At 43.1% G+C, this 15,909-nt stretch carries 14 protein-coding genes; 9 read left to right on the forward strand and 5 right to left on the reverse strand.

What is annotated here, in order from left to right; genetic code table 11:
• Positions 1–76: 76 nt before the first annotated feature.
• On the reverse strand, positions 77–1,696 hold the full coding sequence (locus tag F6K46_RS15750) for an HlyD family efflux transporter periplasmic adaptor subunit (RefSeq protein ID WP_293058182.1): 1,620 nt from the start codon (positions 1,694–1,696) through the stop codon (positions 77–79).
• A gap of 313 nt (positions 1,697–2,009) precedes the next feature.
• On the opposite strand from F6K46_RS15750, the gene F6K46_RS15755 reads away from it, so the two are divergent.
• Entirely contained in the window at positions 2,010–2,168 is a 159-nt protein-coding gene (locus F6K46_RS15755) for a hypothetical protein (RefSeq protein ID WP_293058184.1), read from the forward strand.
• Here the strand turns inward: F6K46_RS15755 and F6K46_RS15760 are convergent.
• The 4 genes from F6K46_RS15760 to F6K46_RS15775 all read right to left on the reverse strand — a co-directional run bounded on the left by F6K46_RS15760 (position 2,145) and on the right by F6K46_RS15775 (position 8,254).
• The gene (locus tag F6K46_RS15760; protein ID WP_293058187.1) at positions 2,145–5,225 is read right to left on the reverse strand and encodes a peptidase domain-containing ABC transporter; all 3,081 of its coding nucleotides are present in this window, start codon (positions 5,223–5,225) and stop codon (positions 2,145–2,147) included. The two genes, F6K46_RS15755 and F6K46_RS15760, sit on opposite strands and share 24 nt — an antisense overlap.
• A gap of 354 nt (positions 5,226–5,579) precedes the next feature.
• The gene (locus tag F6K46_RS15765) at positions 5,580–6,203 is read right to left on the reverse strand and encodes a helix-turn-helix domain-containing protein (RefSeq protein WP_293058190.1); all 624 of its coding nucleotides are present in this window, start codon (positions 6,201–6,203) and stop codon (positions 5,580–5,582) included.
• Positions 6,204–7,181: 978 nt separating this feature from the next.
• Entirely contained in the window at positions 7,182–7,952 is a 771-nt protein-coding gene (locus F6K46_RS15770; protein WP_366510712.1) for a peptidylprolyl isomerase, read from the reverse strand.
• Between the two features lie 137 nt (positions 7,953–8,089).
• Positions 8,090–8,254: a hypothetical protein gene (locus tag F6K46_RS15775; protein WP_293058196.1), complete on the reverse strand. Its 165-nt coding sequence runs from the start codon at positions 8,252–8,254 to the stop codon at positions 8,090–8,092.
• A gap of 351 nt (positions 8,255–8,605) precedes the next feature.
• Here F6K46_RS15775 and F6K46_RS15780 point away from each other — a divergent pair, with 351 nt between their 5' ends.
• The 8 genes from F6K46_RS15780 (at position 8,606) to F6K46_RS15815 (ending at position 15,740) form a co-directional block, all read left to right on the forward strand.
• A complete protein-coding gene (locus tag F6K46_RS15780; protein WP_293058199.1) occupies positions 8,606–8,851 on the forward strand; it encodes a hypothetical protein in 246 nt (81 codons plus the stop codon).
• A gap of 558 nt (positions 8,852–9,409) precedes the next feature.
• Positions 9,410–10,597: an aminoglycoside phosphotransferase family protein gene (locus tag F6K46_RS15785; protein WP_293058202.1), complete on the forward strand. Its 1,188-nt coding sequence runs from the start codon at positions 9,410–9,412 to the stop codon at positions 10,595–10,597.
• A gap of 108 nt (positions 10,598–10,705) precedes the next feature.
• On the forward strand, positions 10,706–10,873 hold the full coding sequence (locus F6K46_RS15790) for a hypothetical protein (RefSeq protein ID WP_293058205.1): 168 nt from the start codon (positions 10,706–10,708) through the stop codon (positions 10,871–10,873).
• Complete coding sequence (locus tag F6K46_RS15795) at positions 10,804–11,928, forward strand: T3SS effector HopA1 family protein (protein ID WP_293058207.1); 1,125 nt, start codon at positions 10,804–10,806, stop codon at positions 11,926–11,928. Before F6K46_RS15790 ends, F6K46_RS15795 begins: the two co-directional genes overlap by 70 nt.
• Positions 11,925–12,965: an aldo/keto reductase gene (locus F6K46_RS15800; RefSeq protein ID WP_293058209.1), complete on the forward strand. Its 1,041-nt coding sequence runs from the start codon at positions 11,925–11,927 to the stop codon at positions 12,963–12,965. The genes F6K46_RS15795 and F6K46_RS15800 overlap by 4 nt, the downstream gene beginning before the upstream one ends.
• Positions 12,966–13,221: 256 nt before the next feature.
• Positions 13,222–13,989, forward strand: coding sequence for a peptidylprolyl isomerase (locus tag F6K46_RS15805; protein WP_293058211.1), 768 nt, complete (start codon positions 13,222–13,224; stop codon positions 13,987–13,989).
• 142 nt (positions 13,990–14,131) lie between these two features.
• Complete coding sequence (locus F6K46_RS15810; RefSeq protein ID WP_293058214.1) at positions 14,132–14,836, forward strand: head GIN domain-containing protein; 705 nt, start codon at positions 14,132–14,134, stop codon at positions 14,834–14,836.
• A gap of 130 nt (positions 14,837–14,966) precedes the next feature.
• Positions 14,967–15,740 carry a calcium-binding protein gene (locus tag F6K46_RS15815; RefSeq protein WP_293058217.1) on the forward strand — a complete coding sequence of 258 codons (774 nt, stop codon included), beginning with the start codon at positions 14,967–14,969 and terminating at the stop codon, positions 15,738–15,740.
• Positions 15,741–15,909: the final 169 nt, after the last annotated feature.

The raw sequence follows: 15,909 nt of genomic DNA on the forward strand, positions 1-15,909 counted from the left end.
TATCGATATCTGAATCCTAAACATCCAGATAATAAATGATTAATTGGTAATTAATAATGACTAACAAAAATTAATGTCAAAGCTCCAAACCACTTTTTTGCAACTTCTTAAATGGATCCAGAACGAAATCAATAACACGACGTTGCCGGACAATCACCTCGGCTGTTGCAGTCTGACCTGGAGTTAAGGTAATCTTTTTGTTTTGGGCTTTGATATAGGGCTTTTCTAACTCGATTTCTAGTTCAAAGCTTTCTAGCTTGCCTTGGTTGGTTTCTGTCATCTTCGAGTCTGGAGAAATCCAACTCAGGTTACCTTTCAATACCCCATAGTTTTGGAAGGGATAGGCATCAAACTTCATCTTCACTGGCATTCCTACCTGTAAAGACCCACTCTCTGTAGTGGCTATTTGGGCTCGGAGTACTAGGGATGAATTCTCTGGTGCAATCTCTACAATTACCTCTCCCGGTTGGACAACATCCCCAGCGCCTTGGATCGGCAAATGAAAAACTGTGCCAGTAGCAGGAGCCTTGAGTACTCGTTGCTCTAACTGAAATTCCAAGGATTTAATCTGGGTTTTAGCCTGGGCAATTTCTGCTTGCAGGGTAGTAATTTCTGTTTCCAGATTCTTCAGCTGTTCCTCAATTTTTAGCACCGCCAGTTTACTCCCTTGCACTAGACTCTGATAGCTACGTTTCTGCTCTTTAAGGCGAAGTTCAGCTTGCTGAATATCAGCCTTAGCTTGATGAATAATCCGCTCGTAGCCGCCTTGGTGCTCTTTGAGGCGGGACTTGGCTTGCAAAATATCGGACTGGGCTTGCACAACGCTTTGGTCGTTTTCTTTTACCAGCTGTTCCGCTTCAATAAAGCGGTCTTGTGAAATGACACCTTCCTCAAACGCTTGTTTGTAGCGTGGGAGTCTTTCCTGGGCAGCTGATAACCGAATTAATGCTAATTTATAAGTTGCTTGGCTCGATTCAATGGATTGCTGAACTTGATTGATTTGGGCCAGTTTTTCCTCTTTTTGTAAATTATGGATATTCTTGAGAGAATCTAGATTATACTTTGCCTGCTCCACTTGAACCTGTTTTTCCAATTCTTGAGCTTGGTTCTGTTGCTGTTGGGTATGCAGTCCCAGCATCAATTGATTCTTGAGTATGTCCAACTGCGCCAGCCGATTCTGTTGACCTGTCTGTCTTTGATGCAACTGCTCAAGCTCAGCACGAACTAAATCTGATTCTAACTCCAGTAAAATCTGTCCTGCCTTGACGATCTCCCCCTCTTTGACTTTCAGGGCAGCCACCGTTCCAGACACTGGTGCATCCAACCTAATGGTTTTCCCCTTAGGCTCAATCCGCCCTCTGGCACTGCCGGTCTCATCTACCTTGGAGAGCATTGACCAAGGTAAGAGGATACCGGCAAAGATGACTAACAGATAGAGCAATCCCCGAGTCCACGCTCGTGGCAAGGTATTGAGCAAATCATGGGTGAGTTCAGACCAGTCATCACCGAGAGATGGTGATTCGGCTGATGGTGATTCGGCTGATGGTGATTCGGCTGTTTGGGTTGGCGGTGGTGTCTGATTAGTGTTTAGGGAGTCCGGTGGATTGATGACTAAACTATTGCTATTTATATAGTCATCGTTTGGATTCTTCGGAAAGCCTGAGTTAGGAAAGCCTGAGTTAGGGTCGTATGGCATAATTCACAATTGGTAATTGCTATAGCATTTTTAAAAAAGGGAGTAGGGAATCGGGAGTAGGGAGTAGGGAGTAGGGAATCGGGAGTAGGGAGTAGGGAGTAGGGAGTAGGGAGTAGGGAGTAGGGAATCGGGAGTAGGGAGTAGGGAGTAGGGGAAAAACTATGTGTAAATTATTACTATTAAAAACGTTTTATATACTTGCATTTTTATGATATTTTTTTACATAAATATCATAAAAATGTTGATTTTTTTATTTGTTTTTTTAAGTTTAATTTGACTATCAATCAAGAAGGATACAGCGTTTTTTATAACTATGAAGTACACAGCATTTTTTCCCTGTTCCCGATTCCCGATTCCCGATTCCCGATTCCCGATTCCCTGTTCCCTGTTCCCTGTTCCCTGTTCCCTACTCCCTACTCCCTGCTCCCTATTCCCTTTAATTAGGATTTCAATCAGCAAGAGTAACAGTTAGTTGTTGCTGATTGAGATAAAAGTAGTGACCACGCTTAGCCATCAATGTTTCGTGGTTACCACTTTCGACCAAGATTCCTCGATCAAGTACTAGAATTACATCAGCTTGGCGCACGGTAGAGAGGCGATGAGCAATAACTAAGGTGGTTCGACTTTTCAAAATTGAGTTGAAGTTAGTTTGAATGATGCGCTCGGATTCAGCATCCAGGTTGCTGGTGGCTTCATCTAAAATCAACAAGCGGGGATTCCCTACCAAAGCACGGGCGATCGCTAGGCGCTGACGTTGACCACCAGATAACATACCACCCCCCTCGCCAATTTGAGTCTCATAACCCATGGGTAGCTGTTTAATAAACTCATCTGCACCAGCCTGTCGCGCTGCTTCCATAATTTTTGCTAGGGTTGCTGAGGGATCGCCCATGGCAATGTTTTCCCGAATAGTTTTGCCAAACAGAAATGTATCTTGGTTAACTACACCAATTTGCTCCCGCAATGAGCGCAGGGAAAGACTGGTGATGTCTTGACCATCAATTAACACTTTGCCATCTGTGGGGGTATAAAGCCCCAAAACTAACTTGGAAATGGTGGTTTTCCCTGAACCACTGCGACCGACTAGGGCTACCATTTGCCCTGGTTTGACCTCAAAACTGAGATTTTCGAGTACATTAATATCGCTTTGAGGATGATAACGAAAGGTGACCTGCTCAAAGCGAATGTGACCCTTCAGTTGTGGTAAGGATTGACGAGGTTGCTGCTGCAAATCTTCTTCTGGTTCCGCATCCAGCACATCATTGATGCGTTCCACTGCAATCAGCACTTCCTGTAACTCATTCCACAACACCGTTATGCGCTGGAAGGGGTTAATCACATTATTTAGCAACATATCAAAGGCAACTAATTGACCGATGGTGAGTTGGTTTTGAATCACCAGCCACGCTCCATACCACAGCAGAGCAGTAGTAGCAACTGTTTCGATAGTGTTACTGAATATTTGTAACTGGTTGCTGATGATTTGCCCAGAAAAGCTAGTTTTGATTGACTTATTCAGCAGTTCCTCCCAATGCCAGCGCACTGTTTGTTCAACTGCCATGGATTTAACTGTGTTAATCCCGGTCAGGGTTTCGATCAGATAACTTTCTTGATTAACTAAAGCATCGAATATTTCTCGGGAAATCCGGCGCAAGAAGGGGGTGGCTATTAATGCCAGCAGGAAAAATGGCGGCACAATTAACAACACTAGCGCTGCGAGTTTCCAGCTGTACCAGAACATCAGACTCACGTAGACAAAAACAGTGAGTAAGTCGAGCAAGATTGATATAGCTTCGCCAGTGAGGAAGCTTTGAATTTTTTCGTTTTCCTGGACGCGGGAGACAATGTCACCGACAAAACGAGACTCAAAGAAGTTTAAGGGTAATCGGAAGGTATGGCGAATAAACCCGACAATCAGCGCCAGATCGACTTTGTTAGCGGTGTGGTCTAGCAAATATTGCCGTAAGCCAGTCATGGCAACTTGGAATAAGCCAAACAGCAGCAAGCCTAACCCAACAGCGTTTAAGGTCAGAGTACTACCTTGCACTATTACCCGGTCTAACAATAGCTGTGTGAATAGAGGTGTAACTAGTCCGAAGATCTGAACTAAGATAGATGCGATCAATACCTCTAGAAGCACCAGCCCGTGAGGTTTCATTAATTCAAAGAACTGCCAGAAGGCAACACTGGCCTCCTTGGCTTCCTTGAGCATTGCTGTCGGTTGCAACAGAAGGGCATAGCCAGTCCAATTTGCTTTGAAATCGGAATGGTTGAAGGTTTTTTGACCAATGGCAGGGTCTCCTACAATTACGCGATCGCGAGTCACTTTATAGACCACGATGTAGTGTCTGCCCTCCCAATGGGCAATAGCGGGCAGTTTCTCTGTTGCCAATCGGTCGAGACTAGCTTTGACCGGTCGGGTAGAAAAGCCGATGCTTTCTGCTGCTGTAGCTAGACCTCGTAGTGATGTGCCATTGCGGTCAACATTGGCAACATCCCGCAAACGATTAACGCTGAAACGCTTACCCCAGTAGCGACCGATCATAACTAAACAAGCAGCACCACAATCTGAGGAACTCTGTTGGGCAAAGAACGGATAGCTTTGAGTAACTTGCTGCCACCAATGGCTGACTTTGACTGTAGGGTTGGGAAAGTAAACTCGACGGGTCTTGGGCTTTGGTTTTCGCTCTGGAGACGGTTGAGCAGGTGCGACAGCTGACAAGGTATTAGCCAATGCTGGAATAGGTTGGTCGTTAGCCGATGGGGTAGCATCAGACTCAATCAGCTCACTAAGTTGTGGCAAGTGGAGTAGGGCAATTTTGCTATCACCATTGCTGAGACTATATAGCTGAGTTGGCATCCTCACCTGCCAAGAGTTTCCTTCCTTTAACTGGGAGGGAGTGTAGATGCTGCCAGCATTGAGGGTTTTGCCAGAACCATGGAGTAGCTCTCCGTGTCGGAGCAGCCAAAGTTTTTGATTCTTTAGTAGAGAATCTGGGAGTGTGCCGACTTCCAGAGTATAGGGTTTTAATAGGGATAGGGTTTTAAGTAATCCTTCTCGGGGTAGATTCTCGAAAAAACCATTGCGACGACACAATAAGAATAGATCCCGCAATACTGCTTGTCTATGCAGGTGATCCCTGATGGTAGGATAGTTACGGAGCAAGGGCTGCAACAACTCACCAGCAAGATAGCAAACCTTGAGCTTGACAGAAGCTCTGGCAGTGTAAGGCTGAAACGATTCTTCTGGAAACAAGGTCAGCTCGCCGAAGGTGCTGGATGCTTCTAGGGAAGCCAGTAAGTTATTGTCCTGATCGAGGAGCCTAACTTTGCCAGCCATAACCATGTAAACGCCAACATTCCCATTACCTGCTTGCCAGAATGCCTTACCTGCCCTTGGTTCCAGAATTTTAATACCTTTGAAGCAGCGGTCGAGTTCCTGTTGAGGGAGTGCTTGTCCCAGGGTCTGGGCAAGTTGTTGAGCAAAATATTGCTTGAAAGCAGCTTGAGACGATGAATCCTGAACCATGGAGTTTACTCCAATCAATCAAAACATTCCTAGAGCTTGGATTCAGTAATAAAAATCTGGGTATAATGTCTTGATGCCATTCCGTAAGTTTTGACTGACAAAAATCTACTTGTGAAATATTACTGAATTAGCTCTGATTAGGATTGAATTTACAATCATTACTTCCTAATGATTGCAATAAATAATCTGTTTTTAACCTGCTACCCAAGTGTCATTTTTCTGTCATTTGTCAGTAATTTTATTACTAGTTATGAGTTGTCTTATTAGTTGTCCGAAGGACTAGACTTTAACTCTTGATAACCAACTATTGCCAAAAAAAATTTTGTACTAGCTATACTAGCTGTACTAGTTGTACTAGTTGTACCAGCTGTTGATTTTTTGTGGATTGAATGGCCACAATTTCAAAGATTCAGTTAATGAGGCAGAAGACAAGTTGCGAACAACAATGCCACACCCCTCAGTTTCAGAAGGATTCTTGGTATTCTTGGCCTTGGAGGATTTATTGCGGGTGGAAAGTCCCATTTTTTTCAGCAGACGGTTGATATGGCGATCGCTGACCTCAATGCCAAACTCTCGGGTCAGATGCTTGTTCAACCAATGGGCTGTCCAAGAGTGAAATGAATAGCCATACTCACGGGGACTATGACTCACCAGCTCTTTCAAACGTTCAAGGTATTGGTCATTAATGGTCTTAGGTCGGCCAATTGGCAAAGCATTCCAATTGTGCATGTTACCCGTTTGGAGTTGGCAAATCCAATACCGTGCGGTTTCTTGAGAGCAGTGTAATGCTGTACAAATTTGAGTCTGAGACTGACCTTGATCTGCCAGCAACATAATCTCAATCCGACGACGGTATTCTGGGCGTAAATTAGTTTTTAGGCTTTCTAGCAGCAATTGTCGTTGATCTGGAGTCAAAAACTGACCTGCTTCTAAATCCCTGTTTTCTGGAGCACTGTGTTGAACGTAAGTTACAACCATATGACAGCTAAATGTGTTGACACACCCTATACTGATAAAATTATATGAATTTTTCAAGAAGTGTTAGTAAAGTTTTGTTGAAAACATCGTAATTATGAAGCTCTGTAAGCTGTTATGCATTAAAAATGCCTAACAGCAATGCAGAAGGCAGAAGGGAGAATGGACAATAGTTTCACGGTTTTTTTCCTGATTTACTAAAAGGTAGTTTAAATGCGCGACAGCAAAACCTGGAAAAACAGCCATTTTGGCTGAGGGGGTGACAACAAGGCTAAAAGCTATGCAGTGGCCTCACGGGGAGGCAGCGCGGTCTTGGGGGTTCCCCCCACTCGCGCTTTGCCGTGGTTTCCCCCACTCGCGCTTTGCCGTGGTTTCCCCGACTCGCGCTTTGCATCAAGACAAGGAAGTTGAATCCAAGTGTAAACTTTCTGTTGCAAACTCTTCTATTTTTCCTGCGGAATGTGGGTTTAGGAAAAGAAAATATTTTTCTTTGGGTGCTTTGAAGTAGTTGTTTAAGTTGTCACCAGTGTAATTTCCCATGTCATTTGCTCCCTATTGATTGCAATGGCTTGAGGATTTGTGGATTGCTATCTTCGGAAAGATTCACCCGATTTGTCTGAGTTACATCAAGAAATGCTTATTCTTAATAGGATTGGTTTGGCAATTAAGAGGATTATGCTTTCTTGACTGCCCTCACTGTATTAATCACTCCGAAAATCCAATTTTTATACAGTTTTATATAAAGTTTTGTAACTATTATGATAAAGTTTTGTAACGAATCTCAGAAAACAAGGAAGTTGAATCCAAGTGTAAACTTTCTGTCAGTACTCCTTCTTTTTTCCCTGCCTAAGCGAGCCCTGTTGACAAACAGGCTTTGTCAGTCCGGCTTCATGGAGGCGATTAATCCCAGAAGATGCCAAACCAGTCATAGTTGAAAACTATCCGAACTTTTCTAGTTTACCTGCGGAATCTGGGCTCCCGTTATAAGTGGGCAACAATTTCCATCTGTTCCATTTGTTCCCTTAGCCACTCAGAAAACAAATCTGAAAGAATCTCAGAGCGCAACTGCTGATCCAATTGCGGTTGAATGATTTCCTCAACCAAAATCAGGTGTACTCCAGATGAGGTGACAATGGGTTGGAGAATCTGGGGCGGAGTGGCAGCAAAGACCGCAGCCGCAATCTCTGGCTTGAGTTGTTGGCGCTGTAGTATTCCTCGATATCCCCCAGAGCGGCGTAGTGACACGTCCTGAATATGTTGGCGAGCAATCTCATGGAAACTGACTTCCCCTTCCTTGAAGGCATAAAAGAGTTCCCAAGCTAGGTCTTCGTCCTCCAAAACCACTTCGTACATGACGACTCCGGCATAATCAAGCTGGTGCTCATAAAAAAAAGACTCAACTTGATCTCTAAACAGATGTTGAGCGACCTTGTCAGCGATGGTGTTGGTGTAAATCAATGCTTCAAAATCATCGAGAGATAGATGATGTTTTTGCAGCCACGACCAAGTCTCGTCAGTGTTATGAAGTTCGGTGGCGAGACGGAAGTCGTCTGCTGCCTGTTGGAGTTCTTCCGGCTCCACTTGAATGCCAGCCTCTGCTGCTGCTGACTCAATAATCTTGCAAGTAACAATGCCCTCCACTAAGCTAGGAATTTGGCAAGAGAGCCTGACATGCTCAAAAAGAGCTTTCTGGTCAATAGTAATCAAGCTTTGCATACTATCCTGCTGAATTTTACTTAATTTGAAACTCAATGGTTAGTTGGATGAGGCACTAGGGACTATACCTAATACCTAACACCTTGGCCTAACCCTCAAAACTAAATTGACAGTAAGCAGTCAGGGGTCAGCGGTCAGGGGTCAGCGGTCAGCTTATTTTCTTCAAAAGCACCTCAAGTAGCCTGGCCACAGGCCAAGGCTGATAGCTGATAGCTGATCGCTGATCGCTGATAGCTGATCGCTGATCGCTGATCGCTGACCGCTGATCGCTGATCGCTGATCGCTGATCGCTGAATGCTTACAATTGACAGACTACTAGGGTTGAAATGACTCATCATTTTTTATTCTAGCCATCCATCTTTGAATTATGTCTGAGAAAAAGATGAGATTTTGTTTAAATAAGACATAATTAAGTAACTTGTGTCTTGCTATCCCAAAGAAAGATATAAGTCACTTAATTATGTCTCAAAACAAAAGACAAACCCCAGAAAATATGTCTTTTTTACTAGAATTAAATTCTTTATTTATGTCGATTTTAGCCTTGATTTAAGTCCAAAAAGCCCTATAAAAACCCTTGACTTTTTCTGTTTTTGGTACGATTATGAAATTAAGAAGTTAGCAAGCTTACTAGTCATGAATAGTTGCATGCTAACTGAATAACTAACATCTGAAAGTAAGGAAAAACCCAAATGTCTACTATTAAAATTGCTGAACTGCGTCCTGCTGGTTCAGAGCTATTCCAAGATTCCGAAAGCTTCCTCAATGAGCTAAGCGATGGTCAGGAAATGGACATGGTTTTAGGAGGAGGAGGAGTTAACACTATAAATACCGCTAGTCTGGTGAGCGTAAGTAACGTTATCGTCTTCACTGTTCTCACGAATGTTAACAAGGGTAAGGGTCGGAAACGCCGCCGCCGCCGTCGTCGTAAGTACTAAGTTCCTTAAGTAAAGGGATTTCGCTCTTTACGAAGTCGGTTGTAATTGATATCTTGCACTAATGTCAGTAGTCAGCCAGGGTTTAAATCCCTGGCTGATCAATCAAGTCCTCTGACCTAGGAATCAATGTTGGCCACATTATGATTTCAGTCTATTTTAATGGACTTTATCGGTTAGCCGCTTGTTAAAACCACGAGCGGGCTGTAGGGGTTACCGACAATCATGCAAGATATAAGTTCAGTCGGAGTCCTTATGGCTCCGATTGATTATTTGCAAAAATCCCCAACCATAAGACCTTAATCAAGACCTTATGTCCAAAAAGTAAAGGTAATCCTATTGACTTTTAGGGCTGAATAACTAAATATTAATAATTAATCAGGGGTAAGCATTCAGCCGTCAGCTGTCAGCGGTGAGCCTTGGCCGTTGGCCACGCTACGCGAATGACTGATAGCTGAATGCTTACGATTTAGGGGTATCTGAATCAGGGATTAACAAAACTGACATGCTGCCCTTGTGGCTGCTGACGTTAATTTGAAGTTTATTATTAAATAATATAGTATGGCATTTTTATTAAGTTCTAAAAATGTTTTCGAGTACCTGATTGAGCAGGGAATCTGTACTGAACAGGAACAAGCTCTGGGTAAAATTGAGCCCAAGGCTGCCAAGAACTTTAATTTGCTCCTGACCTTGCCAGAAGGTCGTAAGCTCCTAGTAAAACAAGAGCCTTACGACCAAGACGGTGAAACCGTAGGTGAGTTTTTGAAGGAATGGCGCTCTCAAGAGTTTTTACGACAATTCCCAGAGGTGAGTCACCTGGGGTCTTGGCTACCTGAAGTCCTCCATTTCGATCCAGATAATTCCATTATTGTTTTTAACTACCTGAGTGACTATCAAGACCTAACCGAGTTCTACGGTAAGGAGAATGTCTTTCCGAAAGCGATCGCTAGCTCAATTGGAGCGATGGTAGCTAGTATTCATCGTGCCACCTTAGGTAGTCAGGACTATCAGGACTTTTTCTCGGAAAAATCAGCAGCTCCATCCCCGGCTCAGGCTCAGAATATGACCAATAATTTGGAACGGATTGGTCCGGAAATATTTAGTCAAGTACCCGCAGACGGTCTGAAATTCTTTGCCCTCTATCAGCGCTACGATAGCCTCGGAAAAGCGATCGCTAAACTGAGTAATACTTTCGATGCTTGTTGTCTGGTTCACAATGACCTGAAGTTGAACAATATCCTGTTACCCAACGATTGGGAGCAAGCAACGTCAGCCCCAGAGTCAGATGGCATCGTTCGACTTAGACTAATTGACTGGGAGCGCTCTAGTTGGGGAGACCCAGCCTTTGATATAGGCTCAATTATCACCAGTTACCTGACCATCTGGCTAAGTAGTCTAGCGGTTAGTAAGTCGATTGATATCGAAGAAGCATTGAATCTAGCTATGACTCCCCTAGAACAGATCCAACCTTCCATAGCTGCCCTGATTCGGACTTATTGCGATCGCTTTCCAGAAATTTTAGAGCGCTACCCTAATTTTTTGCAGCGGGTGATGCAATTTTCTGGTCTAGCCTTGATTCAAACCATCCAGGCCATAATTGAGTACCAGAAATCCTTTGGCAATACAGGGATCTGCATGCTTCAAGTCGCCAAGAGCTTGTTATGCCGTCCAGAAGCATCGATCCGAACAGTTTTTGGTATCGAGGAATCAGAACTAATTGGTCTTAATCAGATCTTGCACCAAGTTTAAAGTCAAGGTAGGGAACAGGGAATCGGGAATCGGGAATCGGGAATCGGGAAAAAATCCAGTGTACCTCATAGTTATGAAAAACGCTGTATAGGGATCCGTGTAGGAATTGTGATAATTTTTGTTCCCGACTCCCGACTCCCGACTCCCTACTCCCTACTCCCTATTCCCTTTCCTATAACAATTTACAATTTTAAAACCAAAAAACTATGCAATTACTTGAATCACTACCAAATCAACTGCCAGATGCTGTACCGGAGCAGCTGCGAACTGCACTAGAAAACATTGTCAACCAGCTTGAGATCCAGAAGTCCAACTTCTCTATTCGCCATCAAGATTACGAACCCTTGGAACTTCCAGCTGAGGTAGCAGAACGCTTTGGGCAATTGCCCTTAGAATTGCAAAAAAAGTATCTGAGTTTGCAACTGCGGAGTTTTCTCTACGGGATTTACTACAACGGTTCTCTAAAAGATGATCTAGCCCTCAATGGCGATTCAGATGACCTGACACTGCACCAAAATTTAGAAAACAATACTTTCCTGGGGATAGATTTAAAATTCTACCAACGATTAGATGAAAGCAATACTGGTGAGGGCTACTTTGATCCCGATTGGTTGGTGCTAAGGCAAGAAAGTGATGGCACTCTGGCAGTAAATAAGGGGGGTTTAACTCTACATATCGAGCCGAAGGAGCATTTACAACCAGAAGCACAATCTCCCGCTGTTGGGGACGACGTTGCGGTGTTGCTACCTCCGAATCTGGTACAAAACGGATTCTATATGGCAGTCGGTAATCTCGGTATGTATGACTATGGGAATCCAGATAGTGAAGGAGAAATTGTCCGCATCTACTTCAACTTAACCGCTGAAGGTGCAGTGGCGGTAATGGGTAGCCTGACGCAACAGTTAAATCAAATCCCGGTGCCATTCTCTTTTAAGGTTCTCTATAATCCTGAGGATTACAACCGCTACGACTCAGGAGTACTCTACTTTGACAACAACGACTATGAAGCAGTGCGGGTAGTGCTTCAGAAGGTTTATAAAGAAAACCAATCCTATTTTAAGCCAGAAGTACCCCTGTTCACCAAATTCCTAGCGCCAGGATTGGGGTTAGCGGAAGAACCAGACCAGAAATTTGCTGACCAAGAAAGTTTCGGTATGAACCGCTGTCAAATTGTTGCTAATGGCTTATTGGAAGCTCACTACAAAGGGGACGATTCTCCAGAAGCTCGCGTGGCAGCAATTCTCCAAGAATTCTCCCTGTTGGAGATTGAATTGCAGCAGTGCTACCTAAATGCCAAATCTGAAGACATCTATACTCCCTTAGAGTTATGAAGCTAACTGATCTGACCAGCACCGTGACCCCATCCCCTGCTAAAGAAACGGTTTCTGCTAGAGTTAAATTCCCAAAGTCAGATTTACCTTTTTACCGCAAACTGGGACGCACTGACTTAACCGTAAGCTGTCTGGGATTAGGTGGTGGGGGACACATTTCTAGTGAGGATACTCTCTACGCCTTTGACCAAGGAATCAACTACTTTTTTTACTCTAGCGATCTACATCACTATCTCTACAGTTCTATGGCTGGGGCGCTACGCCAGCTTTGTGGACGGGGTTCCTCAGTTAGAGAGCAGGTCGTTCTGGCAACGGTAACTTACATGACCAGGAATCCCGATGCCATCTTGACTTATCTATACGATCAGTTTGTAGACTTGGGAATTGACTACATTGATATATTTTTTTGGGGTTGGATTGATGCTGACAATGGGGATAATTTCGAGAAATGCTTGAATATTTCTAACGATCTGCGCGGTCCAAATACAGTTTATCAGCGCACCATAGAAAGAATGTTTGAAACCTCAGAACGTCTCAAAAAAATGGGTGCTGTGCGCTATATTGGTGCTTCATTCCACGACCACGATCTTGCCCGAAAGTGGCTAAATAGCCCTTTATTAGATGTGGTCATGGTTCGCCATAATGTTGCTCACCGCACTGCTCAGCAAAAGGTCTTTGCGGATTTAGCTCCCGAAGACCCCCAGCGACCGGGTATTGTTACGTTTAAGTCAGCTGGAATGCAGACTGTTCTTTGGACTCCTCCGGAGGATCTACCAGAAAACTGCTGGACACCTTCAGTACCAGATTTATATCGCTACTCTTTAAGTCAGAACTGTGTGGATGTCGCCTTGGCAGGTTTGACTTCTCGTGAACAAGTTGATGCAGCAATCAAAGGCATTCAAAAAGGCAAACTAACCCAAGCTGAACTAGACTATCTCAATCTCTATGGCGATTTACATCGCAACCGCATCAATATCGAAGAAATTCCACCTGAACGCTTGATTTACCAACCTGAACCTGTTGTTATTCATAGATGAGAGGTAAGCTATCAGCTATCAGCCATCAGCTATCAGCTTATGCGTTATGTCACAGCGTCGAAGCCTGTGCCACGCTAATTGAGGTGCTATCAGCCAACGGCCAAGAGCTTTTCCCCAAACTTTAAATTTGATAAAATCTCGAACTATTAAATTATACCTTTTGAGGTTTATTTTAAGCTGACGGCTGACAGCTGACGGCTGAGTGCTTACAGAATTTATACTGTTAAACTACACCATTGATTAATCACAAAAAACCATGACACAAACGACAGAAACCTTAGAAAAACCGCTACTACTAGAAACTTCCCCAGTAACGGATGCAGATATTATTGGTTACCTGCGCCGTTCCAGGAAATTTGCTGAAATTGCTACCTTAGCTGAACAAGATGCTTTGATTTTGGATCTGTGTGAGGAATTTAGTATTACAGTTTCCGATCAGGAATGGCAAGCAGCTGGAGATGCTTTTCGTGTAGAGCACAAGTTGCTAGGGGTTACTGAAACCAATACTTGGTTTTCTCAGCAGAAGATTACTGTAGAAGAGTGGTCTGAAGGCATTAAAGTCGAGCTATTGACGAAGAAATTAAAAGAGCATCTGTTTGGAGGAGCTGTCGATGGTGATTATATTAGCAATCGCGAAAACTATAGACGAGTAGCCCTTTCTCAAATTCTTGTGCTTGACCTAGCCCAGGCTTTGAAAATAGTTAAAGCACTCCGCTATGACAACGCTTCTTTCTGTGCTTTAGCACTGGAACACTCGAAGGGGAAACAGTCCCAAGAAAATGGCGGTTTTGTCGGGATTTGCTTTCTAGCAGAACTTTCCAAAGACATTGCCAAAGGGATTTATGAAGCTAAAGAAGGTGAAGTGATCGGACCGATTCAAACTAAACTTGGCTATCATATCCTCAGAGTTGAGAAGTGGTTTCCAACGGAACTAAGTGAATCCGTTAGAGAGGCAATTTTAGAATCCCTATTTCAGGATTGGTTACAGGATCAAAGCCAGAATGATTCTGTAGAAAATTCGTAAGCAGTCAGCGTGTCGCTGATAGCTAATAGCTGATAGCTAATACGCGACACGCTGATAGCTTGCTACTTACAAAGGAAGCACATGAATCCTGGCAATTAAGGAGTAGCTTAAGTTAAGCAAAAGGAGGTTGGTTAAAAAAACAATGTTATCTAAGATACCTGTTTTACTAGCATTAGCTGTTAGTGGGTTTAACTCAGTTAGTGGGTTAGATAGTATTTGGCTTGAGCCAGTTAAAGCACCAGTTGTTAGTCAGCTTAATACGATGAGTGTTCAAGGTAGTAGTGTTTTGAAAACGGAAAGCAGAAAAGTTAGCCCTTTTACTGCGATTGACGTTAGTGGTAGTTATGAGATTGAACTAGTTATTCAGCCAACTACCAATCTTGAAATTAGCGGTGATGATAATATCTTGCCCCTAATTATTACAGAAGTTAGAGATAATACCCTATTCATTTATCCTGAAAAAAGTATTTCTCCTAAAACCCTATTAAAAATTAAAGCATCTAGCCAAAACATCGAGCAAATATCTACCCATGGCGCTAATTATGTGAAAGTTTACAATGTCAATAATCAGCGGTTAGACATTGAGGAAAATGGTAGCGGCAAAACTGAATTATATGGCAATACGAAAGAGCTATATCTAAAGGTATATGGAGCGGTTGATGTCAATGGTAAAAATCTTTCTTCAACCAAAGCTAAGGTTGATCTATTTGGTGCTTCCCAAGTAGATGTTTATGCCACTGAAGAGCTGAATGCTAGTGTATTTGGGTTAGGAAATATCAATTATTACGGCAATCCTAAAAATGTAATTAGAAACATATTAGGATTAGGTTCGATTACTAAATTTTAGCAAGGCAAAAGGCAAAAGGCAAAAGGCAAAAGGCAAAAGGCAAAAGGCAAAAGGGGACTGGGATCTATCTTTTTAATGTGATTTCACTAATATACAGTTTAAATGCACAACAGCTTAAGGAGTAAAAACGATGATTTTATTTGGAAGTGACGATAACTTTTTTTCGGGATCTGAGTTTGGCATTAAGCTAGAGGAATTCAATACTCTTTCGTTTTTGAAACCTAGAGTCAGCATTTCTTCGTTGAATAGCAGCTTTAATCGAAGTCAGATTTTTGGCGGGAGAAGCAATGACATTCTGGTGAGTAGAGCAACCAGTACGACTTTCAACGGTGGCAACGGTAGTGACATTCTGACTAGCACGAGTGGTAATAATTCCTTTTCTGGAGGAGAAAGTGATGACATTCTTGTAGGTGGAATAGGAAATGATACTCTTGATGGTGGAGAAGGTAACGACATTATCGCTGGCCTTAGTGGAGATGACTCGATTTCTGGCGGGTTAGGGGATGACACTCTCACAGGTGGAGGTATTTCCGTGTCTCAAGACGGTAACTCTACTACTATCAAGGTCATTGATACCAGTGGCATTGATACTCTTAGTGGTGGAGAGGGAGCTGATAGATTCGTGCTAGGGGGAAAGTCTCAATTGTTACCTGAAAGCACTGCAACTCCTGTGATTCAGTATGATGAAGCAGGGAATGATGACTATGCTCTGATTACGGACTTTGATACTAGCGAGGATGTTATTCAACTTGGTGGTTCTAAAAGTGATTATCGCTTGGGTTCATCCCCGATTGGTTTACCGTCAGGTACAGGAATATTCCTAGGAAATGAGCTAACTGCTATTGTCCAAGGGAGTTCAGAGCTTGATCTTAGCGCTAGCTATTTTGAGGGTTCAGAAGGGTAGGTTGAAGGTATAAAGTTGTTTGGTTGAAGGTTGTTTGGTTGAAGGTTGTTTGGTTGAAGGTTGTTTGGTTGAAGGTTGTTTGGTTGAATTCTAAATTCTAAATTCTAAATTCTAAAAGTCCTTGAAAACTAAAATTATAATCATTACAATAATCATGGCAACCGAAATT

The sequence above is a fragment of the Moorena sp. SIO3E8 genome (assembly GCF_010692445.1).
In the GTDB taxonomy this organism is placed as follows: Bacteria; Cyanobacteriota; Cyanobacteriia; order Cyanobacteriales; family Coleofasciculaceae; genus Moorena; species Moorena bouillonii.